The sequence below is a fragment of the Pseudomonas sp. NPDC089547 genome (assembly GCF_050280665.1).
In the GTDB taxonomy this organism is placed as follows: domain Bacteria; phylum Pseudomonadota; class Gammaproteobacteria; order Pseudomonadales; family Pseudomonadaceae; genus Aquipseudomonas.
This window is the reverse complement of sequence record NZ_JBNNVS010000014.1, coordinates 55413-78428: the sequence shown is the minus strand read 5'-3', so window position 1 is coordinate 78428 and position 23016 is coordinate 55413. Positions and strand designations below refer to the sequence as shown.

General features: G+C 63.7%; 17 protein-coding genes. 3 read left to right on the top strand and 14 right to left on the bottom strand.

The annotated features are described in order from the left end of the window. Positions 1-170 precede the first annotated feature (170 nt). Complete coding sequence (locus tag ACQKPZ_RS12485) at positions 171-1373, top strand: NAD(P)/FAD-dependent oxidoreductase (protein ID WP_391134479.1); 1203 nt, start codon at positions 171-173, stop codon at positions 1371-1373. Positions 1374-1401: 28 nt separating this feature from the next. Next, on the top strand, positions 1402-2313 hold the full coding sequence (locus ACQKPZ_RS12480) for an MBL fold metallo-hydrolase (RefSeq protein WP_391134482.1): 912 nt from the start codon (positions 1402-1404) through the stop codon (positions 2311-2313). 138 nt (positions 2314-2451) lie between these two features. Here ACQKPZ_RS12480 and ACQKPZ_RS12475 read toward each other — a convergent pair whose 3' ends face one another. From ACQKPZ_RS12475 to ACQKPZ_RS12465, 3 genes are all read right to left on the bottom strand, one after another. Continuing rightward, positions 2452-3231, bottom strand: coding sequence for a MetQ/NlpA family ABC transporter substrate-binding protein (locus ACQKPZ_RS12475; protein WP_427538321.1), 780 nt, complete (start codon positions 3229-3231; stop codon positions 2452-2454). Continuing rightward, entirely contained in the window at positions 3228-4403 is a 1176-nt protein-coding gene (solA, locus tag ACQKPZ_RS12470; RefSeq protein ID WP_427538318.1) for an N-methyl-L-tryptophan oxidase, read from the bottom strand. Before solA ends, ACQKPZ_RS12475 begins: the two co-directional genes overlap by 4 nt. 139 nt (positions 4404-4542) lie before the next feature. Continuing rightward, positions 4543-4968, bottom strand: coding sequence for an anti-virulence regulator CigR family protein (locus tag ACQKPZ_RS12465; protein ID WP_427538315.1), 426 nt, complete (start codon positions 4966-4968; stop codon positions 4543-4545). Between the two features lie 187 nt (positions 4969-5155). Between ACQKPZ_RS12465 and ACQKPZ_RS12460 the strand changes: the two genes are divergently transcribed. After that, positions 5156-6289, top strand: coding sequence for an aminotransferase class V-fold PLP-dependent enzyme (locus ACQKPZ_RS12460; RefSeq protein ID WP_427538312.1), 1134 nt, complete (start codon positions 5156-5158; stop codon positions 6287-6289). 220 nt (positions 6290-6509) lie between these two features. On the opposite strand, the gene dapA is transcribed toward ACQKPZ_RS12460, so the two are convergent. The 11 genes from dapA to ACQKPZ_RS12405 all read right to left on the bottom strand — a co-directional run bounded on the left by dapA (position 6510) and on the right by ACQKPZ_RS12405 (position 22827). Continuing rightward, positions 6510-7382 carry a 4-hydroxy-tetrahydrodipicolinate synthase gene (dapA, locus tag ACQKPZ_RS12455; protein ID WP_427538309.1) on the bottom strand — a complete coding sequence of 291 codons (873 nt, stop codon included), beginning with the start codon at positions 7380-7382 and terminating at the stop codon, positions 6510-6512. A gap of 352 nt (positions 7383-7734) precedes the next feature. Next, entirely contained in the window at positions 7735-11049 is a 3315-nt protein-coding gene (locus ACQKPZ_RS12450) for a cellulose synthase subunit BcsC-related outer membrane protein (protein ID WP_427538306.1), read from the bottom strand. Continuing rightward, a complete protein-coding gene (gene bcsZ / locus ACQKPZ_RS12445; protein ID WP_427538303.1) occupies positions 11037-12152 on the bottom strand; it encodes a cellulose synthase complex periplasmic endoglucanase BcsZ in 1116 nt (371 codons plus the stop codon). Before bcsZ ends, ACQKPZ_RS12450 begins: the two co-directional genes overlap by 13 nt. Continuing rightward, the gene (gene bcsB / locus ACQKPZ_RS12440) at positions 12152-14422 is read right to left on the bottom strand and encodes a cellulose biosynthesis cyclic di-GMP-binding regulatory protein BcsB (RefSeq protein WP_427538300.1); all 2271 of its coding nucleotides are present in this window, start codon (positions 14420-14422) and stop codon (positions 12152-12154) included. Before bcsB ends, bcsZ begins: the two co-directional genes overlap by 1 nt. After that, entirely contained in the window at positions 14419-17031 is a 2613-nt protein-coding gene (gene bcsA, locus ACQKPZ_RS12435; protein WP_427538297.1) for a UDP-forming cellulose synthase catalytic subunit, read from the bottom strand. The genes bcsB and bcsA overlap by 4 nt, the downstream gene beginning before the upstream one ends. Beyond that, complete coding sequence (gene bcsQ, locus ACQKPZ_RS12430) at positions 17028-17735, bottom strand: cellulose biosynthesis protein BcsQ (protein ID WP_427538294.1); 708 nt, start codon at positions 17733-17735, stop codon at positions 17028-17030. Before bcsQ ends, bcsA begins: the two co-directional genes overlap by 4 nt. Beyond that, the gene (bcsR, locus tag ACQKPZ_RS12425; RefSeq protein ID WP_427538291.1) at positions 17732-17950 is read right to left on the bottom strand and encodes a cellulose biosynthesis protein BcsR; all 219 of its coding nucleotides are present in this window, start codon (positions 17948-17950) and stop codon (positions 17732-17734) included. Before bcsR ends, bcsQ begins: the two co-directional genes overlap by 4 nt. Further along, a complete protein-coding gene (gene bcsG / locus ACQKPZ_RS12420; protein ID WP_427538288.1) occupies positions 17947-19554 on the bottom strand; it encodes a cellulose biosynthesis protein BcsG in 1608 nt (535 codons plus the stop codon). The genes bcsR and bcsG overlap by 4 nt, the downstream gene beginning before the upstream one ends. Next, on the bottom strand, positions 19547-19732 hold the full coding sequence (bcsF, locus tag ACQKPZ_RS12415; protein ID WP_427538285.1) for a cellulose biosynthesis protein BcsF: 186 nt from the start codon (positions 19730-19732) through the stop codon (positions 19547-19549). The genes bcsG and bcsF overlap by 8 nt, the downstream gene beginning before the upstream one ends. After that, on the bottom strand, positions 19729-21219 hold the full coding sequence (locus tag ACQKPZ_RS12410) for a BcsE family c-di-GMP-binding protein (protein ID WP_427538281.1): 1491 nt from the start codon (positions 21217-21219) through the stop codon (positions 19729-19731). Before ACQKPZ_RS12410 ends, bcsF begins: the two co-directional genes overlap by 4 nt. A gap of 276 nt (positions 21220-21495) precedes the next feature. Continuing rightward, the gene (locus ACQKPZ_RS12405) at positions 21496-22827 is read right to left on the bottom strand and encodes an MFS transporter (RefSeq protein WP_427538278.1); all 1332 of its coding nucleotides are present in this window, start codon (positions 22825-22827) and stop codon (positions 21496-21498) included. Between the last annotated feature and the right edge of the window lie 189 nt (positions 22828-23016).

Sequence of the window (23016 nt, the reverse complement as noted above, 5' to 3'; positions counted from 1 at the left end):
TACCTTCGTATACCCTCTTACGCCCCATGCGTAATCCGTTGCACACCCATGGAGAAGTGTGCCCGCCCCTGCCCCTGCTTAACATCAACCTACAGCGAACGACTGGCCCTACAGCGTCTCGCCAAGGCTGAAGTTCAGAACCCTTACCCGTTCACGTCAGGAGCACGATCATGAAACAGCAACTTCTGGTTATTGGTGCAGGTTTCGCCGGCCTCTGGAGCGCCCTGAGCGCTGCGCGCCTGCTCGATATGCATGACCGCCAGGACGTACAGATCACCGTGCTGGCCCCGCAAGCCGAACTGCGCATCCGCCCGCGCTTCTACGAAGCCGATGTGCACAGCATGTTCGCCCCGCTCAAGGCGCTGTTCGATGCCGTGGACGTACACTTCGTCAAGGGCAGCGCCGACAGCATCGACGAACAGGCCCGCCGCGTCAGCTACCGCGACGAAGCGGGCCAACCGGCGCAGCTGGCCTACGACCGGCTGATCCTGGCCAGCGGCAGCCAGCTGGCGCGGCCACCTGTGCCTGGCCTGAACCAGCACAGCTTCGACGTCGACCAGATCGAGTCGGCCGCGCGCCTGGAGCAGCACCTGATGGCACTGGGCCAACGGCCCGCCAGCGCCGCCCGCAATACCGTGGTGGTGTCCGGCGGCGGCTTCACCGGTATCGAGACCGCGACCGAAATGCCTGCGCGCCTGCGTGCAGCACTGGGCGAAGGCGAGAAGACCCGGGTGGTGCTCATCGACCGTGGCGAGCGCATCGGCGCCGCCCTGGGTGAAGGTATCCGGCCTTCGATCATCGAAGCCTCGGACGAACTGGGTATCGAATGGGTCGTCGGCGCCACCGTAGCGGCGGTGGATGCCGAGGGCGTAACCCTGGCTGATGGCCGGCGTATCGAAAGCCAGACCGTGGTCTGGACCGCCGGCATGCGCGCTAGCCCGCTGACCGAACAGCTGACCAGCGCACGCGACCACCAGGGCCGCCTGCATGTGGACGGCAACCTCAAGGTGCGTGGCCTTGACGATGTATTCGCCGCGGGCGATGTGGCCTATGCCGCCACTGACGATATCGGCAACTTCGCGGTGATGTCCTGCCAGCACGCCATCTGCCTCGGCCGCCATGCCGGCAACAATGCCGCCGCCGACCTGCTGGGTGTGGCTCCCACTCCCTATCGCCAGCCCAAGTACGTGACCTGCCTGGACCTGGGTGCATGGGGCGCCGTGTACAGCGAAGGCTGGGACCGCCAGTTGAAACTGGTGAAAGGCGAAGCCAAGGAACTCAAGACCCAGATCAACACCGTATGGATCTACCCACCGGCCGCCGAACGCGCCACCGCCCTGGCCGCTGCCGACCCGTCGATTCCAGTGGCATGAACCTATCCATTCGAGCAGGAGAACGACCATGACAATGCCAATGAACACTGTCGTCCCGAGCGAGACTGAAGAACTGGTGCCCTCGCGCTATGCCGTGAAAGTCGGCGACATCGATGTGCTGGTGGTGAGTGACGGTGTACTGCCATTGCCCACCCAGACCATGTCGACCAACGCCGACCCGGCTGCCCGCGCGGCCTGGTTCAAGGACATGTTCCTGGGGCCGGAAAACTTCGACTGGGCCCTGAACGTCCTGCTGGTGCGCAGCGGTCAGCAGGTGATCCTGGTGGATGCAGGGCTGGGTGGGCAGTTCCCCGGCTTCCCGCGGGCCGGGCAGTTTCCGAAACGGCTGGCGGCTGCCGGCATCGCGCTGGAATCGATCACCGATATCGTCATTACCCACATGCACATGGACCATATCGGCGGCCTGCTGGTGGATGAGGTGAAAAACCGCTTGCGTGAGGACGTGAAAATTCATGTCACCGCGACCGAGGTCGCCTTCTGGGCCGCACCGGATTTCTCGCAGACAGACATGCCACAGCCGGTGCCGGACGTGCTGCGGTCCACGGCCACGGCGTTCATGCAAACCTATGGCAGCAGGATCCGCACGTTCGAACGCCAGCATGAAGTGGCGCCCGGTGTGGTCGCCAGCCTTACCGGCGGCCATACCCCGGGGCATTGCGTGGTGTATCTCAACTCGGGCGCAGAGCGGTTGACATTCGCCGGCGATGCACTATTCCCGGTAGCCTTTGATCACCCGGATTGGCACAACGGCTTCGAGCACGATCCTGATGAGTCGGTACGGGTACGAGTGGCCCTGCTGCAAGCTGCCGCAGCGAGTGGCGAGTTGTTCGTTGCCACACACTTGCCATTCCCCTCTGTAGGGCGTGTGGCGGTGGACGGAGATGGGTTCCGCTGGATCGCAGGGTTCTGGAACTATTGATCACCGTCGGGCACGGTGCCGACTGAGCAGCCAAAGACGTCTGCTGGAAACAGCAGGCGTCTTTTCATTCAGGGCTAAACCAACGCGCGCGTAGCGCTCCCGAGCCGGTGCCATCCACTGCGATGTCTAGCCAAGCGATCAGAACGCCGGCACCACATCGCCGTGATAACGCTCAAGGATGAACTGCTTGACCTGAGGCGAGTTCAACAAGGCCCCAAGCTTCTGCACAGCCGGGTCACTGGCTTTTTCCCTGCGCACGTACAGGTAGTTGGCGTACGGCGACTCCGAGCTTTCGATGAACAGCGCGTCCTTGTGCGGCACCAGCTTGGCTTCCAGCGCGTAGTTGGCATTGATCAGCGCCATGTCCACCTGGCCCAGCACGCGCGGCAGCATGGCCGCTTCAAGCTCCCTGAACTTCAGGTGCTTCGGGTTGCTGGTGATGTCGGCGGCGGTTGCCATGATGTTGCTGGGGTCTTTCAGCGTGATCAGGCCCTGCTTGGCGATCAGTAGCAATGCGCGCCCAGAGTTGGTGGGGTCGTTAGGAATGGCAACGGTCGCGCCATCTTTCAGCTCGGCGACCGATTTGACCTTGCTCGAGTAAGCACCGAACGGTTCGATGTGAACGGCTACAACCGGTACCTGGTCGCTGCTCGGGCGGTCTTTCTTGTAGGCCTCGTAATACGGCTTGCTCTGGAAGTAGTTGGCATCCAACCGCCCCTCGTCAACCTGACGATCCGGCTGGATATAGTCGGTGAATACCTTCACCTCCAGCTCAACGCCCTGCTTGGCCAGCTCAGGTTTGAGAAACTCCAGAATCTCGGCGTGAGGCACAGGCACTACGGCAATCTTGAGCGTTTCGGCCTGTGCAGCACCGAGGGAGGCAGCCAGCAAGGCAAGGGAAAGTGCAATACGTTTCACAGATGTTTTCCTTCGAATCGTTCAAGGGTGAAAGAGGACAGATCAAGGTCGGTAGTGCCGCGTGTGCACCACTGCGCGAAAGCCTCGCCCAGGGCCGCTGAGTGTTTGAAACCGTGGCCTGAGCAGGCGGACACCACCAGGGTGTGCTTGAGCGTGGGGTGTTGATCGATGATGAAATGCCGGTCCGGGGTGACGGTGTAGGCGCAAACGGCCGACTTCAGGACCTTGTGTGTGACCCCGGCAATGCGGCCCTGCACCTGCTGCTGATACATCTCGAGTTCTTCCACGGCAGAAACAGTGCGGTCCAGCAGGTCGGGCTGCGAGACCGTGTGGTACTGGGCCGTGGCGATTTTCAGGCTGCCCTCGCCGGGCTGCGCAGGGAAGCCGTAGTTGATTTTGTCGTCCCCCCGCCCATGGGTGAGGATGAACGTGGGCGACGCGCCCTCAAGGCCCGAGCCGTCTTCAAGCTCAAACCAGAACAGCCTCTGCCGGTAGACACTCAGCAACCGGTCGAAGGGCTCACCCAACAACCCGCCGGCCCAGTTCCCGGCGCTGAACACCAGCTTGCGGGCCTTCACCGTGCGCAGGTCGGTCGTGACCGTCACGCCCTGTTCATCCGAGCTGATCTGGGTAACCGTTTCGCCTGTGTGCAAGGTCGCGCCGTGCTGCACTGCCAAACGCAACTGCACCTCAATGCAGCGCTCAGGGCGCACGAAACCACCCCCTGGCTCAAAGTAACCGATCGCGTTGTCGTTTACGTTCGCGAATTGCGGGAAGCGCTGGCGGATCTGCTCGGCGTCGAGCACTTCGTGTTCGATCCCGTAGGTCTGGGCCAACCCTACGGTGCGCAGGGTGAAGTCGGTCTTATCCTCGGGGTCGAAGTCGGGGCTGGAAGTCAGGGCGAGCAAGCCGGACTGTTCGAACAATGACTCGCCGGACTGCGCTTCCAGGTCTCGCCAGATCTGCTGGGCCCGTTTCACGATAGGCACGTACTGCGCACCTTCCCCAACGGACAATCGGGTAATTCGCGTATCACCATGGCTTGAGCCAAAGGTATGCGGGGGATGGAAGCGGTCGATGCCCACCACATCGACACCCGCCTTGGCCAATTGATACGTGGTGGCGGCGCCCATGGCGCCCAGACCGATGACGACTACTTCACAGTGCTCCACGGACAGCGCTCGCTCAAAAAGGCGCTAGTTGAAAACATAGGGTCGCAGGCGACAAAGAATTAAAGGGTATATGGTTATGCCTCAACGCTTTGGAACTGCCCGTTCAGCGCGTAACTCATAGCAGGACAAGCGGACGACTTCAATCCAGCACATTGTGCAGCACCTCATAGATCACACCCGAGGCAATAGCCACAAGTAGTAGGTCAGCGCCGGCTTGTTGCCACTCATAGCCATCGTAATGGGGAAGTCGTCCGATCAACCTGCTGTCCAGTTTCTTGCCGATTCCGGGCGGGAGAGGTTTGCCGCGCGCCAGATTCTTCTGAATGCCGGGAGGCAGAGAGGCGCCTGGGTTCCAGTAACCGCGATTATCGTTGAGGATGACACGCACCCCGCCCACGTCGACCGAAGGCCCACTGTGCCACTCATTACCGTTGCCTTGATGCCCTTGGTTGCTGTGTTGGCTTCCCTTGTCATGACCTTTCGCTTTTCCGGGATCGGCCAACAACATTGGGCTCAAACCCATTGCCAGCAAGAGCACTGCGGCGGCATTCAACTTCCTTCCCATCTAAACAGTCCTTATTGCTTATCCAAACAGAGCGTAGTCAATCTACTGCCGAAGACAATGCTCTTTAAGGGATCAGCATTCGTTCGGTGGCTGGCCATCTCCCTGCAATCAGTCGCGCCCCATCTTGCCATTTACCAAAGCTTAGGGCAGGGTCGATACCATGGACATCTCTGCCAAGGAGTCACCCATGTCAAAGCTCTACCCCAGTATTGACCCTGAGGGGCTGGTCGAGTACTCGGTGGTTTACACCGACCGCTCGCTCAATCACATGTCGCAGACCTTTCAAGGGGTGATGAGGAACATTTCCAGCACCCTCAAGCAGGTCTACAACGCCGAGGCTGTTGCGGTAGTCCCCGGTAGCGGTACGTTCGGCATGGAGGCGGTAGCACGACAGTTTGCCACCGGCCAGCAATGCCTGGTGATACGCAATGGCTGGTTCAGTTATCGCTGGAGCCAGATCCTTGAGATGGGCAACATCCCGGCAGCCACCACGGTGCTGAAAGCCCGACCTGTCGACCCCGGCCGCCAGGCTGCATACGCGCCACCGCCGCTGGACGAGGTGCTGGCAGCCATTCAGGCACACAAGCCGCAGATTGTGTTCGCGCCGCACGTTGAAACCTCATCAGGGATCATTCTGCCCGACGACTACCTGCGGGCCATAGGCGACGCCGTGCATGCGGTGGGCGGCCTGTTCGTACTGGACTGCATCGCCTCGGGCACGCTGTGGGTGGATATGCACAAGTGCGCCATCGACCTGTTGATCAGCGCTCCGCAGAAAGGTTGGAGCGCCTCCCCTTGCTGTGCGCTGGTGATGCTCAGTGCGTTGGCCCTCGAGCGCATCGGGCAGACGCAAAGCAGCAGCTTTGCCTGCGACCTGAAAAAGTGGCTGCAGATCATGCAGGCCTATGAACAGGGCGGGCATGCCTACCATGCGACCATGCCCAGCGATTCGCTCGCGCGGTTCAACGACGCGATGAGCGAGATGCAAGCCTACGGGTTCGACAAGGTCCGCAGCGAACAACAGGCCCTTGGCGACAAGGTGCGCGCAATGCTTGCCGGCAAAGGGTTCAAGAGTGTGGCCGCAGCCGGCTTTCAGGCCCCAGGCGTAGTGGTGAGCTACACCGATGATGCCGACATCAGGAATGGTAAGAAATTTGCCGACCACGGCCTGCAGATCGCCGCCGGCGTGCCGTTGCAATGCGATGAGCCGGCAGACTTCCAGACCTTCCGCATCGGCCTGTTCGGGCTCGAAAAACTGCACAATATCGAGCGCACGGTCAGCACACTGGAACAGGCCTTGGATGCAGTGATGGTGAACTGAGTCCTTGCCTCAACCGGCAGATGAAACGCAGACCGGAAAGCCAGCGTGATCGCTTTGGTAGCAACTGTCTTGCCCAATTTCTGAAAGCTGGCGCAAATCCCTGTGGGAGCGGGCGTGCCCGCGAACACGGGCGAAGCCCGTGCCATCCTCCGCGCAGCCTGCTTCGCGGGCACGCCCGCTCCCACAGTAGTCGCGCCAGCTTTCAGGTTTTGTACAAGCCCTACTCCAAGCCACCGCGCAGCGCCAATACAGCCGCCAGCTTGCCTCGGGTGGCTTCGGTGCAAGGCTGCATGGGCTCACGCAGCTCGTCGGTCATCAACCCCTGCAACTGCAAAGCCGCCTTGACCACCGCCGGGTTAGGCTCGGCAAACGCCATCCTGATCCAGGGCAGCAACTGATAGTACGTACCACGTGCGGCCACCCAGTCGCCGCTGTCGACCTGCCGCAGCATGCGTACATACAGGTCGGCATGCACATGCGCCGAGGCCGAAATGGCCCCTGCCCCACCCAGGCACAGGTTGTTGAAAATTTGCAGGTCTTCCCCAGCCAGCACCTGGGCATCGCCATCCTGGATCAGGGCCATGGTGGTTTCGCTGTCGCCGCTGCAATCCTTGACTGCCGCGATGCGCGGGTGCCGTACAATCCGGCGCAGGGTTTCGCGCTCAATCCGCACGCCGGCGCGATAGGGAATGTCGTACACGATTACAGGGACGCTGGCGGCATCCGCCACGGCGTTGAAGAAGGCTTCAATGCCGGCCTGTGATGGGCGAATGTAGCAAGGTGCCGGCACCAGCAGCCCACCCACGTCACGCCGCTGGATTTCTGCCTGGAACGTCAACAGTTCGCGCAGGTTGTAACCCGACAGCCCCATCACCACCCTGCCCGGCTCCACCCAGCCCAGAACGGCATCCAGCACAGCCAGTTGCTCGGCCTTGGACAGCGCCGCTGCCTCCCCCGTGGTACCGCACACGACAAAACCGGTCACGCCGTCTTCGAGCAGCTTCTTCACCAGCGTTTCCAGGGCGTCAAAGTCGACTTCATTGGCGCGCAATGGGGTGACGAGGGCGATCCAGATACCACGGAAATTCGACATTCAATAACTCCTGATGTTGACCGAAAGTCAGCGTCAGAGGGTGGAGAGTCGAAGCGTTCTGGCAGGGATACCTGGCGCCTTCTGTCTCGTCAGCCCACCTGACGAGACAGCGCGCCTCGGTCAGATGAGCGGCTGTTTCTTGGATTTCTTGGCAACGGCAACGCACGCGCCTGCCTGGGCAATGAAGCCCGAAGCGGAGATAGCGTGGTTGGTTGTGGACATTTGAGAAGGCCCGTTGCTTAGGTATGACCGGATAATGGTGGGCCGGCATACCTGCTGTCAACCTGGAGCTGCGTGTTTGCGGGGTCATCCGCCCGCCCCCTGTGGGAGCCGCGCTTGCCAGGTCACCTTCTCAACGCCACTCGCTGTACGGTTCCAGCGGCGTTACCGGCAAGGCCAGGTTGCCGCGCCATGGCTCGAACAGGTAGCGCAAATAGAGCATGCCATGGCTAGGCGCATAGTCGTCACTGTGCTGCCAGTCAAACCCTGCACCCAGCACCCACTGGTCGCTCAACCGCCGTTCGAACAGGCCACGCAACCGATAACCCAGGCCGCGGCTGTCGCTGGCTTCGTTCATGGCATCGATGTTGGACTCGAGATCATACTGCGCCAGCACTTTGCGATTGACGTGCGCATCCGGGTACAAGCGACTGCGGCCACTGTGGGCCTGGGACCAACTCACCGAACCTTCCAGCAACACCGACCAGTCGTAATTGCGCCAGGCATAGCTAACCGGCACGCCAACCGAGGTATAGCGCTGCGGGCTGTAGTAGCCGCCCTGCCCCAGGCTGTAACCGCCCAGGTCCTTGTCGTGGCGCCAGTGCATCAGCGTCAGGCCAACGCGCACGCGCTCGTCGGCCTTTTCCACCACGCGGTGGTAAAAGCCAGCCATGGCCCGGGTGCGCTGGTTGTCGGCAACGTTTTCGCCATACAGCCAGTGATGCCCCAGGCTGGCCCAGACACCGTTGTCGCCGCCCTGGTCCCAGCTAAGGCCGAGCGTGGCGCCATTGGCCGTGACGCCCCCCCAACGTACACCGGTCGGGCGATCTCGTGCCCCGGCGAAGGACAACAGCGAGTTGCTCATCGGCCGCCGGGATGCAGTCAGCGACCAGCCAACCTGGCCGAGGTCGCCGTTGACCGTTGCGCCACCCAGCCAGTTGTTGATTGCATACCCTTGGGTGGTGCCCAGGTCGAATGCCCAACGGTTGCCCTGCCAACCCAGCGCCATTACGCTGCCGTCAGCGCTCTGCGAGCCGCCTGTGCAGGCAGGCAGCGACTTGCCATCAGCGGTCTGGCCGACAAACTGGCAGCTACCGAAGTCGGGGGTGTATCCCCCCTGGTCGTTCTGCTCGAACGACCCCGCATCCATGCCGATGCGCTCTACCCGTGCAAAGGCGGTACCGCCCTGCCAAGGGGTATCGACATGCAACAGGGTCGACTGGGTACTCAGCTCGGAGGTGCCGGGCGTACCGTCGTCCTGCCGCCAGCCGTAGTCGTGCATCAGCGTCACATGGGTATTGTGCTGGCGATACAGCGCATCGACGTCACTGCGCAGGCTGCGCGCCAGCCAGTCATCGGTGGCCTGCTCTCGGCTGGCCAGGCTCAGTGCGCGGTCATCCCGTGGTGCTACGGCGGCACGGTCCAGCAACTGGGCATCGGCCATTGCGCCGGCGTAGAGGTCCAGCGCCTTTTGCGGGTCGTCCTGCACGAGCAGGCGGGCGAGGTCGCGGCGCAGCAGCGGATCAGGGCGGTCGGGCTGCATGGCCAGCACACGCTGATAATAATCCTGCGCCTTGTCAGTTTCCCCGCGTGCGGCCGCCCACTCGGCCAACAGCCTCAATTCGTCGGGGCTGGCTTCGCCACGCGCCAGGCTGGCTTCCAGCATGGCTGTCGCTTCAGCACTACGGCCCTGTGCCTGCAGCTGCTGCGCCGAGGCCAGGGCCAGGCGGCGCTGGATACGCTGCGCAAGCGCCTGCATGTCGACGTTCCAGGCCCCCTGCGGCACGGTGCCCAGGCTGTCCAGGGCCAAGGCGTCACGGTCGCTGGACTCCAGGAACAGGCCGTGAGCATAGCGGGTTGCCGGGTCTTGTGGCTGGTGCTGCACCAGCTTGGCGAATGCCGCGTCGGCCTCGGCGGTGCGGCCCTGGTGGCGCAGGCTGCTGGCCAACTGATAAACCAGCCAAGGCTCATCGGGGGCCAAGGCAGTGGCCTCGCCCAGCGCGTTGCTGGCCGCCAGCCAGTCTTGCCGTTGCAGCGCGGCGTCACCTTGCTGGCGCAGGCGCGCAAGCTCCAGGCCGCGGCGCAGGCTGGCGAACTGTGCTTGCTGGCGTGGCGGCAGGCTGTCGAGGTACGCCTGCGCCTTCTCGGGCGACTTCGCCTGGTACACGCGCATCAGGCCACGCACGGCACTTTCATTATCTGGCGCCATCCGCCTCACTTGCAGGAACTGCCGCTCTGCAGCGGCCGCATCGCCCTCGGCCAGCGAAACATCGGCCAGGCCCAGCAAGGCGTATTCATCTTTCGGCCGTTGCTGACGCGCCTGCAGGTAAAGTGCGCGGGCGCCGCGCAGGTCGTTGGCCTGCAAGGCGCGCTCAGCTTTGCCGAGCTTCGCCCAATACTGGCTGGAAGATTCCAGGTCCTTCCACTGACTGATCCAGTAGGTGTCCTGTTCCTTGGTGCCCGCCGCACGAAACGCGGCATTGGCGTTTTCATAGCGGCCCTGGCGCATCAGCGCATAGCCCAGAGCGCCGTGCAGGCTGGCATCCTCCGGGTACCGGCGCAGTGCCCGGCGCAGTTGCGCTTCGGCTTCGGCATTCCGGCCTTTGTCCAGCAATGCCTTGCCCCGCTGACCCGCCTGCCAGGACGGGTCGGCCAACAGCGTTCGCTGTTGTTGCAGGTTGGCGCCGGCCTGCGCCAACAGCGGCGAAGCCGGGTAGCGCTTGATGAAGGCTTGCCAACCCGCCGCACTGGCGCTGCTCACTGCCTGCCCGGACAGGTAATCGAACTCACGCTGGGCGGCTGCATCACGTGCGCCGGGGTCGCGCGCCAACTGATCGAGCAGCGCCAGCGCTTCGCTGTCACGTTTTTCACCGAATAACCAGCCGGCCAGGGTCTGACGCAGGCCAGCGTTGCCGGGGTATTGCTGGTCCAGCTGCTGCAACTGCCTGATCGCTTCAAGCCTCTGGCCTGGCAGGTTGCCGCGCACGCGCCAGTAGTCCAGGGCCAGTTCAAGGCTGGGCGGCTCAGCGGCAAACAGTTGCTCATACACCGCCAGCGCCTCTTGATTACGCCCGGTAACGGCCAGCAGGCGCGCCTGCTGCAAGCGCCGCACCGCTTCCGGCTGTTGCAACGCGAGCAGCCGCGTGGCTTGGCGCGCTGGCAGGCTACCCGGTGCCAAGGCGTTGATCCTGGCGCCCAGCTGCCCGGCCTCGGTGCTGTTCTTTTCACGCAGTGCCAGGCTCAAGGCTGCCAGCAGCACGTCAGGGTTACGCGGCTCAAGCAATTGCAGGCGGCCCAGTGCATCACGCACCAGGTCGTCACGGTGCAGCGCCTCGCCACGGCGCACCTGGTCCAGCAACCATTGGCGCTGCTCCCCGGCATCCTTGGGTTGAGCGACGGCCTGGCAAGCCACCGTCGCCAGCATCAGCACGCCGATCATTCGTTGCATGGCGCGCTCCAGGCGGGTAACAGGCGGCCGTGCCCATCAAACCGGTATCGGCCCTGATCCCAGCCCTGGCCAAACAATGCCAGCACCTGGCTGTAGTACGCCTTGGCCTCAACGGGCTGCGCCTGCAGCCGCTGGCGCTGCGTTGCCAGGCCCGCCGCGTGTTCCGGCGAAGCCGCCAGCAGTGGCAGCAAGGCTGCGGAAAATCCTGTGTGGCCGTGCCCACTGGCAGCACCGCTGTGCGCATCCACACGTTCTGGCGGCAGCCCGTCACGGGTGGTCATTGCCGCTATCGGGGCATAGTGGGCCACCAGCTCGGCACGCTGGGGGGCGTCGTTGGCCAGCATGCCGACCCACAGGTAAACCCGGATGGCGTCGTAGTCACCGGCACTGCCGTGTTGCGGGTCCGCTGCCAGTTCACCCGCCTGCGTCCACAGTAGCCAGTCCGGGGCAAAGCCCTTTGGCGACGACACCAGCCACAAGCGCCGGCTATTGGCCGCCAGCTCCCCCCACAGCGGGTCCACCAGGCTGAAACGGTCGAACAGTTGCACCGGCAGATAGCTCGGGTTCAAGCGCGTGCCCTGGGCATTCTCGAAGCCGTAGTCACCCGGCAGCAGCATGACGCCCAGGCCAGGCAGCTTGCGCACGGTCTGCGCGGCGATGCGCCACAGCAGGCGTTGGCCCAGTTGCGTGTAGGCCGGTTCGTGCCACAAACGCCCTGCCTCCAGCAGGCTGTAGGCAATCCACAGGTCGGCATCGCTGGCGTTGTTGGCATCCAGCACCTGCCATTGCTGTTGGCCCTTACGGCCCCACAGCCAGGCAGGCAGGTGGCGGGCCAGGTCACCCTCGGCAAGGTTGTTGCGAGTCCAGCGCAGCAACTGGTCGAAGGTCTTTCGGTCATTGCCGACCAACGCGAAGAACAACCCATAGCTCTGCCCTTCCGAGGTGGTGATCAAGCGCTCGTCGCTCGGGTCGATGACCCTGCCGTCCACACTCACCAGCTCGGCCTTGAAGCGGTCCCAGGCGGGCCACGCACAGGCCGGTGCAGCGGTGGCAAGCACGGGCAGCGCGAAGGTGGCCAGCCCTACCAGCATTTGGCGCATCATCACCCCGCCTCACCCAGGCGACGCTTGCCTGCCCAGCGCAGCGCACGCCACAGCAGGAAGGCAAACAGCACCACGCAAACGGCTGCAATCGCCGCCAGCAGCACAGGGTGCTCGGACAAGTGGAACCACAACAGCAACCACCACGGCAACGCCCCCACGAAGTAATGCTCGCCAACGAACTGGCTGCTCACGCCACTGCTGCGCACCAGCGTCACCGAACCGGCCACCGCATCCAGCTTGCCCACATCGCCGAGCGTATCGCGCAGCAAGGCGTAGTCGCTGTCGCTGCTGGCCAACAGGGCAACGACGCTGCGCTGCTCGTGGAACGGCGATTTCAAACCGGTGATGGCCGCAATCGGCGCCTGCGCGCTGACGGCGACACGGCTGCTGGCTGCTACAGGCGCGGTATCGAAACGCGGGTTGCCAGCCAGCCCTGTGCTGCGGCCTTGCAGCAACCAGTCACGCTGGGCGCTCAGCAGCAGCCCAAGGTTGGGCGCATCGCTCAGGGCCTCTGGCAGAGTGCCGATCAGCAACACATCGGCGTCGGCTGCTGCGGCTTGCTTCCAGTCATCCGCCAGTTGCAGGCCCAGCGCCGGGTAACCCACCTGCCCGGCAACCCCGCCAATGGTGTCAAGCAAGGTGCCCACCTGCATTGGCGTAGGTTTGGCCGGCATGATCACCAGTGTTTCGGACAAGTCGGCCATGCGGCTGAACGGGAAGCCGCTGCGGGCGAATGCGCGCAGGTCAGGCATGGCGATGTAATGGTGGTAACCGGACAGGTCGATGGTGGAGTTGTCGTCGATTGCCGCACGCACATCCACCGGCAGGGTGGTCTGGCAACGGTCGCGCTGGGCACTGCCCAAGGTGCTGGCGAAGCTGAAAGCGAAGCGCAGGCGGTTGCGGTCGCCGATCTTCAACGCTGGCACCAGCGACTTCTCGGTCAACGCAGTGCTGTCACCAGACAGTACCGCCAGGCGCATTTCTTCAAGGGTGCCGCTGCGCCGGTCATTGCCCACTAGTGGCATGCTGGTGATGTACTGGTCATTCACACTGATGCTCAGGCGCGACTCGTCGGTTACCGCCGGCGCCGTGTAGCGGTACAGGGTGCGCAGCGGGATGCCCTGGTTGCGCCAGACGAACAGGTCAGGCGGCAGGTTCAGCTCCAGCGTCACCGGCCGCGGTTGCAAGCCACTGACTTGCAGCTGCTCGGGGTAATCCAGCAACTCGGCAAAGCGCACTGGCCGGTCGGTGCGCGTCCAGTTGGGTGCATCGTAGGGCTTGCGCGGTTGCAAGGCGGTCATCTGCTTCACTTTCACCCGCGCACCACGGAACAGGTTGTTGCCCACTGCCAGCGCCGACGCAGCCTTGACCAGGTCTTCGTCGTTGCGCCCCAGCACCAGCAGCACTTTGCTCCAGCGGTCGTCAGGGTTGTCGATCATCTGCAGTACCGGGCCGTCGACCGGCGGGAACTGCTGCAGGTCGGCGAGAAAGGCCGGGCGGCGGTCGTTGGTGGCGAACACGATGCTTGGTTGTGGCGTGCCCGCCCTCGCGGGCAGGCGGTTGTACAGCACCGGGAAGCTTGCCTTGCGCCAGCCGGCCTGGCTGCCGAAGTACGACGCCAGGATCGCCGCCGCACGTTGCTCGCCCAGGCTCGGCACGCCGCTGAACACCACGGGTAGCTCTACCTTGCCGGTGTCACGCGCATCGAAGAACGGCAGCGGGAAGTACGCCAGGTCGTTTTCCAGCGCCAGCGCCTGCTCGTGCAACTGCACCTGGCTCTTGCGGTTCAGGTTCAACCACAGGCCGCTGTGTGCCGGGTCTTCGCAGATGTCGGTGTAATGCCCGACAAACTCCAGGCGTACCCGGTTGAAATCGCTGAGCAGCTTCGGGTCCAGCGGCAGCTCACGGCGCACGCGCTGACCGAGCTGCTCCTGCGCCACAGGCACCACGCCCATCAACTCGTCATTGAGGTAGACGCGCAGGTGCGACAGGTTCGGCAGCAATGCCGGCGAGGGTGTGTAGTCCAGTTGCAGGCTGGCGTCGGTCGCCAGGCGGTCGCGACGTACGCCAAACTCGATATTTTCACTGTTGCGCACCCCCAGCAGCAGGCTGTCGGACGCATGCCCCAACTGCTCGAAGGTTTTCGTCACCGGCCAGTTCGGTACGGCTGGCTCGGCAGGCGGGGCTACAGAGGCGGCAGTGGCGCTCTGCGACAGGCCAGCCAGCAGCGCCATCGCCAGGCTCCAGGTACGCGCGTAATAACCAGTCATTGTGCGTCTCGATCAACAAGGTTCAAGGAAGGGGCAGCCCGCGGTGTGCGGGGCCAGTAGCTGGCCAGCCAGAGCGCCAGCGTGCGCAGTGGGCGTAGCCACGCGCGCACCCAAGGCGGCATGTGCTCGACCAGGCGCAGGTAACCGACACCGCCCAGCTTCAGCACATCGATCAGGCTGCGCAGCGGGCGCTCGACCTCATGCTGCTCGTTCCAGCCAAGCCAGGCGTCGGCGCGGGCAAAGGTGCAATGCACCAGGTCGATGCGCTGCTGCTGGCCGAGGTCGTGGAACACCAGGCCAACGTGCTGCCCAACCGTGCGGGTGACACGGGCCTGGAAGGCGAATTCGCGCTGGCCACGGTTGAGCAGCAGGCGCACCTGCTCCCCGGGTTGCAGCGCAAGGCCTGCGTGCAACAGAAGGCCGACACCGCCATCGGAGTAATCGACCAGGGTGCATGGGTAGGCATGACCGCTGGCCAGCACCAGCCCTGCCGGCAGGCGCATCTGCACCCGGTGGGCGCGGCGCACCTGGCGCACCTCGGCGGCCACGGCAACGGCAGCGCCAATGATCAGCAGGTTGTAGATCACCCACAACGAGCTGACGATCACCGTGCCGATTTCTGCCGCCGGGCCGGTGAACAGGCGCCATGCCGCAAAGCCCAGGCCAGCCACGTTGAGTGCCGCCAGCCACAGGTATGGCTGGGCGATACGCCAGTCGAACTGCTCCTGCTCCATCAGGCCGCCCTTGGCGGTGACGTTGAACTTGCCCTTCTTCGGCGCGAACAGTGCGACCGTGGTCGGGCGGGCGATGTACCAGGCCAGCACGGTCTCGTACACCTCCCCCCAGAAGGTTTGCCGGTACTTGCCCTGCATGCGCGAGTTGGTCAGGCTGGCGTGGATCATGTGCGGCAACACATACAGCAGGATCATCAGCGCGGGCGCGTAGATGATGTAGGCATGCAGCAACAGGAACGCCAGGGGCGCAGTGAGAAACACCAGGCGCGGCAGGCCGGCCAGGAAGTGCAGCATCGCGTTGGCATAGCACACCCGCTGGAACAGGCTCAGCCCACGGCCGAACAGCGGGTTGTCGGTGCGGAAGATCTGCACCATGCCGCGGGCCCAGCGAATGCGCTGACCAATGTGCGCCGACAAGCTCTCGGTGGCCAGGCCCGCTGCCTGCGGGATGCTCAGGTAGGCCGACGTCAATCCCTGACGGTGCATGCGCAAGGCGGTGTGGGCATCTTCGGTGACGGTCTCCACGGCAAAGCCGCCGATGCTTTCCAGCGCAGTGCGGCGCAGCACAGCACACGAGCCGCAGAAGAACGCCGCGTTCCACATGTCGTTGCCGTCCTGGATCAGGCCGTAGAACAACTCCCCTTCATTGGGGCGACGGCGGAACGAACCGAGGTTGCGCTCGAACGGGTCGGGCGAGAAGAAATGGTGCGGCGTCTGCACCAGCGCCAGCTTCGGGTCCTTGAGGAACCAGCCCACCGTCATTTGCAGGAAGGAACGCACCGGCACGTGGTCGCAGTCGAAAATCGCGATCAGCTCGCTGCCGGTTACGCCCAGCGCATGGTTGAGGTTGCCGGCCTTGGCGTGCTTGCTGTCGGGGCGCACGATATAGCCCACCCCTACTTCGTCGGCGAACGCGCGGAACGCGTCTCGGCGGCCATCGTCGAGGATATAGATGCGCAGGCACTCGCGTGGCCAGTCCAGGCCCAGGGCCGCCAGTACCGTGGTACGTACCACCGACAGATCCTCGTTGTAGGTGGGAATCATCAGGTCGACGGTCGGCCAGTGCTGCGGGTTGGCTGGCAGGTTCGCCGGCTTGCGCTGCAGCGGCCAGCTGGTCTGGATGTAGCCCAGGATCAGCACGAACCACGAGTAGGTTTCGGCCGCCAGAAGGATCACCCCGCACACCAGGTCGGTGGTGTCGTTCCAGTTCAGGGTGGCGGTATAGCGCCACCACAGGTAACGGCAAGAGATGATGGTCGACAGCACGATCAGCATCAGCGTCGGGAAACGCCCCGGCATGTGCCGCACCAGCATGGCGATGCCCAACAGCAGGCAGATGAACATCAGCTGCGCCATGTAGCCAAAAGGCTCGGTCACACACAAAAGCGCCAGCCCGATCGCGCAGAGCGTGAGTACGCTGTAGAAGATGCGCCTGGCGAACACGCTCAAGCCACGCAGGCGTGCCGAGGCTGCACGCCTGAAAGCACTGCCACGGTACTGCGCGGGCACGCGCTGCAAACTGCCGATCAACAGGCTGCGGCAATGGCCTGCAACCTGCCGCGCATGCCGCAGCTGATCACGCACGATGGCCGAGACGCGCTGGAACAACCCTGGTTGGCGTTGCGCCGGTTGCCGCCGCAGTAGCAGCCAAAGGCTCTGGATCAACAACCGTACCGGGTCCCCCAGGCTCGGGCGCTTGCCCGCCAGTTGCGGGTACAACCGGCGGCGCTCGGCCAACAGTGCCTGCCAGGCGGGCGACTCCAGGCGCAGGAACAGAAATGCCAACCATACGCCGAGGGTAAACAGCCAGGCGACCGGCAGACGCGCGCCGTGCGCCCTGAACCCGGAGTAGACCGACAGGGGGTTGAAGCTCACGGCTGGCGCCTCGTCAGGCAGCGCACCGCCAGGCTCTGTACATCTCGGCAAGCCAGGCTCTGTGGCGCGTAGTGCCCCAGCGGCGCCTTGCATGCCAGCGCTTCGAGAAACGCTTCGTCACGGTGTACCACCTGGATCGGCAAGCGATCACGGAACAGGTCGCGCCATACCATCAGCAAGTCGCTTTGCAGGCGACTGGCCGGGTCGTAGCGGTTGACCAGCAGCATGTCGTAACGCTCGACTGGCTGGCGCCCGAGCAGCAGATGGCTGGCCATTTCGGCCTCGGCCACCAGTACCTGCACATCGGTCTCGATAGCGTGGCCAACGACCTCGGCCGGCAGTTGCGGCAGGTCGAACAACAACCAGTCGAAATGCTCGGCCAGCTCGGCCTGGCGCGCACGCCAAGCCTGCGCGTCAGGCATCGGTAGCCGCACGCCGCCGGGCAGGTTGCCGAACGGCAGCAGGCACAAGCCATCGAGCACTTCATACACGGCATCGCCAAACGGCCGCCCTTCCCGCTCGGCCAGCGCCCAGCCCTCCCGCACATCCAGCGGCAGGTTGAAGTGCAACCCGAGCAAGTTGCTTGGGCACAGGTCGATCAGCAGCACGCGCTCGCCCACGCCCTGCAACGCATAGCCCAGCGCCGCCAGCAAGGCGCTGCGTCCAAGCCCCCCGCGTACGCCGTGCAGGGCCAGGCTGGTCATGACGATACCCCTTCATGCTTGGGCCTGGCCTTGTTCAACGTACCCTGGGTATTGGCCCGGCAGCTTTCACCCAGCAACGGCCAACGCTGCAACGCCTGCTGAACCCCTACCAGCATGGAAATGTCCTGGTAGTTGAGGTCTGGCATGGCCAGGTGCTGACGCAGCTGGGCGATATCGTCGCTGCGGTCGGACGGGTCTGCCTTGCCAGTGTTCATGGGCGCTCCTCGGGAATCGGCTGCCAGTCGGGCTGGCCTTGCAGGCGCATGTAGCTGCGCCCCTGATAGTTCACAACCTGTGCCCCGGAGGTTTCCGCAACCCGTTCGGTGGTTGGCAGGTCGGTCAGCAGGCCGGGCACATCCAGAACCTGCTGCTGGCCCAGGCCGGCGTACACGCGTGAAACGAGTTCGGACAGCGCCAGGTAGCTGGTGGGTGCCGAGACCCGCAGCGGCTCGCTGCGCGCAGGTTGCCCCATGCCGATGAACTTCAGGCCCACCGGTACATGGGTGATCGACGGCGTGGGGATTTCACGCATGCCGGAAAGCTGCATGCGGTCGCCATGCAATGCCGCGCCATGTTCGGGAACAATGGCCACGACCACACGGCGGCCACTGCGCTCCAGTTCGTCGAGGAAGGTGCCCAGTTCGCCGAACAGGCGGTTGGCGCGGGTGGCGTAATCGGCCACTCGGGTACCGCCATCGGCGGTGACGATACGGTTGCCGTCATGCAGGCTGATGCTGTTGTAGAACAGCGACACATGCTGGGCCGCGCTCCCTTTGCGCTGCCCCCACCAACGACGCAGTACGTCCAGGTCGCTGGCAATCGGCGAGCCGTCGAAGCCGACCAGTGCACGCGGGAAGTCGGTGTTGCGCATGCCGGGCTGCGGCATCTGCTGCCGGGTGATGTCGCCGATGAAGTTGTCGAAGTGGCCACTGTGGTTGAGCAAGGTATTGCTCTGGAAACCGAGCTTGGCCAGGTTCTGGAACAACAGGCACTGTTCCGGCGCACCTTGGTAGAGGCCCGCGTGGGACGACTGCCCGCAGCTGGCACGCAGCACACGGATCGCCGCCGGCCCGCTGTACGAGGTGGCCGAGTTGAACTGGTCGAAGATCACGTCAAGCCGTGAAAACAGCGGATTGTCACGCAGCCCGACGGCCGACAGGTCATCCCAGGCCAGCGAGCAGATGTTGATCACCAGCAGGTCGAACGGTTGCTCATCGGCTTTAAGCGCCGGGAATGCCGTTACCCGTGCCTGCTCGCGGGTGAAGAACTGCTCAAGCCAGCGGTCGAGCGTGGCATTGTCGGCACTGGCGTGCACCGGCTCGGCCGTGACCCTGGCGGTTGCGCTGGGCACTTGGCCCGCGCCCGGCAACGGCAAGCTGCCGATAGCGAGCCACACCAGCCCCAGCAGGCTCAGGGTGCTCAGGCGCAGCCAGTGGCGCAGGTACAGATACCCCACCAGCAGCAGCGCCAATGCACCCAGCACGTTCCAGTTGATGAAGCGGCCCAGCAGCTCCAGCAGGTAGTCCCACGAGAAGTCGAGCACCCCCGGCTGTGCCAGCAGGCGGCTGAAGGGTGGGAACCAGGTGTCCTGATAGAACAATGCAACGCCGATCGGCACCGCCAGCAGCTGCCGTGCAACACGCAGCCATGTGCCCGGCAGGGGCACCAGCAGAAACGCCGCGAACAACAGGTTCGGCAGCGCCTGGAAGTCGAGCATGCCAAGGGCGACCAGCAGGAACTTGGCCAGAAAATAGAGGTTCCACCCTCCCAGTCCAGGCCAGCGGGCCAGTACCGGGAGGGTGGCGGTGGTATTAGTCATTGCGGGGTTCCTGGCGTACAACGCGACGGCGTACGCCCAGCGGTTTCAGGTAACGGGGAGGAAGGCGGCGGCGCAACCAGCCGCGCAACGCGTTGCGCAGGTGCAACACCAGCAGTGCCAGGGCCGTGGTGACCAGCGCGGTCATGCCGATCACTTGCAGCAGTTGTACAAAGTTCATGGGGCCGCCCGCTTGCCCAGAGCGACCCGGCGTGGCGTGAGGGCCGACCTCGATTGCTCAGGCTGTTGCGCCAATGCACCCAGCCGGGGCGGCTGTGGTGAAGCACTTTCGAGGAAAGCCGGGGTACCCAGGCTGTCGACGCCGGCCAGCACCTCCTGGCTGATGAACAGCTCCTTCCACGACAACTGGAAGATGTGGTCAAGGGCTTGCTCGATACCTTCGGACCGGCAGGCGAACAGGAACAGGAACAGCACCTCACCCACCACACAAGCAATGTCGCCATCGCGGCGGAACACCGTGCGCGAGCACGCCTGCAATGGCGTAAGGCCGGGGGCCGGGCGCAACACCAGCAACTGGTGGACGATCTCGCCATTGCGCACACCGTGCCACATGGCCTGTACGGCGCCGGCAAACACACGCGGCGCCACCAGCCCGCACACGGCCAATGGCCGCAACCGGGCAAGCAGGGCATCGAAGTCGACGGGCAGGTGCCGGCGCCAGATGTAACCCTGGATGCTTTCGATCATGGTCAGGAAACGCGACAGGCTGGCACCGAACGGCACGATCTGCGTGGCCCCGCAGGCCAGCAACAGTTGCTCGTCCTGGTAACGCAGGGTCGGTGCCATTTCACGCACCACCAGCTTCAAGGCATTGCCACGCAACTGGCGCAGGCGGTGCAGCTCACGCGCCAGGCTGTCCACGCGCTGCCCACCATCCATGGCAAAAATCACCGTAGCCGACACCGCACGGCTGGCCTTGGCACTGAGTTCTTCAAGGCTTTCGCTGACTTGCCAGTGTTCGGAAAAAGCGGGTGCGCCTTCCAGTACCGGGCGTTGGGCCAGGTACAGCAACTCGTCGCCACCGGCGTCGGACGGCACCTGCAGCGCCCCGTTAACGGCAAACCCCGCGTCAAGGCGCGCCAACTCAATGTCTTGGGTACCGGACTTGCCCAGCGGGTTGCTCCAGAAATGCTGCAGGTACCGCAGCCCACCTTTGCCCCGGTAGAGCTGGGCCAGCCCATCCACGCCCTGGTTGGATGCGCGCAGGCTTTCGACCAGCCCGGCACCCTGCCCGCTGCTGATGACCAGCAACAGCGCGCCTTCGGCCAGCAACGCCGGGCGCAGGGTATCGCACCAATGGGCGACGTTATCGGCCGCCCAGGTTTCGGCGGGCATGAGCAGAACCAGCGCGCGCCCAGGCGCGTCGATGTGCGGCAGGTCTTCGACCAGGCGCAGGGCGGATTGTGGGTTGGCTTGGTAAAGGGCGAGTTCGGCCGGCCCTTGCGCTGCATCGAGCGCACCCGGCACATCACCCAGGGTTTGTGCGTCGGCAATCAGGGCAGCCCGAACCTGCTCGGGCATGCCCGCGAGCACCTGACGGCACAGCAAAGTGGCATCCTCGGTGGTATCACACGCCAGCCAGTACAGTCCTTGTACATGAAGCTGGCTGCTTTCGGCACCCATGCCGGAAATAGCCAACAACGGCATTCCATTCGTCAAAACAGTGGCTCTAATTCTAAAAATTGAAACGGATTCGAAAGATGATGCGCGATTGCGACAGACTTTTCCTGACGCATGTCAAAAAAACGGCAAACAGCACACTTGCACCAACTTAGTGCGTCAATTCTACAGCATTGAGCCAAAAAAATGTCAACAGGAAATGTAATGAATTGCAAAGTTATGTGTTGATCGCCCCTTGCCGGGCTTTCTGACGGGCGAAAAAAAGCCCCCGCAGGCAGGCCTGCGGGGGCTTGTTGAGTTAGATCAACGTTGCAGCGAAGACGCGGCCTCCAGGCTCATGCCGCGCGTTTCAGGTGCCAGCCATACCGACACGACCAACCCGGCAAGCGAGACCAGCGCAGCGACCAGCATGGTGTTGCCGATGCCAATGCTCTGCAACGAAATGGGCACCAGCCAGGTACCGGCGGCAGAGCCGATACGCGACATGGACGAACCCATGCCCACCGCAAATGCACGAATTTCGGTAGGGAACAGTTCGTTGGGGTACACCAGTTCCAGCACTTGCGCCCCGCCGATGAACAGCGCATAGGCACCGAACAGCACCAGCACCAGCACCTCGGAGCCGTTGGAGAATACGCCCAGCCCCAACAGTGCCAGGGTGGACCACAGGAAGCTGTGGATGATCAGCGGGCGCCGGCCAAGGGTGTCGATCATGCGTGTGGCGACAATGCAGCCGACCACGAACAGCAAGGTAATCAATACCGACCCGTAGGAAGCCCAGTCACCTTTGAGGTTGAGTGCCTGCAACACCACCGGTGCAAACGAGTACACCGCAAACATCGGCACCACCGCGGCGCTCCAGAACACCGCGACAAACAGCATGCGCTTGCCATAACCCGAGCGCAGCAGCGCGCCTAGCGACACCTTCTGCTCCGCGACCTGCTCAGGCATGTTGGCCAGGGAGAAGGACGGCCCGTACACCTGTTTGATGATGCGCTCGGCCTCATCGAAGCGGCCCTTGCTCATCAGCCAGCGTGGCGATTCAGGCGTTTTCAGGCGGATGATGAACAGCAGAACACCCAGCACACCGGCGCTTGCCAGCACCCAGCGCCAGGCATCATCACCCCCGCGAGCCAGGATGAAGTTGCCCACGATGTAGGACAACGCCGCCCCCGCAAACCAGAGAATGGTCAGCCCGGCCAGGCGACGGCCACGGTGCTTCTGCGGCAGGAACTCGGTAAGCAATGACCCCGCAACCGGGTACTCAAGGCCCACGCCCACGCCTACCAGGAAGCGCAGCACAAACAGCGCAAAGCCCGACTCTACCCAGAAGGTGCCGACCGAACCCACGATGAACAGGATGGGGCCGATGAAGAACAGGCGACGGCGCCCGACCTTGTCGGTCAGCCAGCCACCCAGGAAGCCACTGCAGAACGTTCCCAGCATGGCCGAAGCGGCAACCAGCCCCTGCCAGAACGAATCCAGCTTGAGGTAATCGGAAAACTGCACGATCACCACGCCGATGATACTCAGGATATAACCGTCAAGAATCCAGCCGCCGCCGGCGCGCAGGGTCATCAACTGGTGGAAACGGTTTAATGGTACATCTTCGATTGAAACAGTACTGCTTGTCACAGCGAGTGCCCCTTGTGGTCTTAATTATTGTTGGAACCTGAAGACGTTCAACTCGAACTTCATAGTTGGCACCCGGTTACAGGCAGACGCGCGCATGGCGACACAGTCCGCAGCCCCGGGACGCTCTGACAAATAAATTGTCTACTATGTGTAGACACAGCATAGATGAGGCTTTCAGCCAGGGTCAAC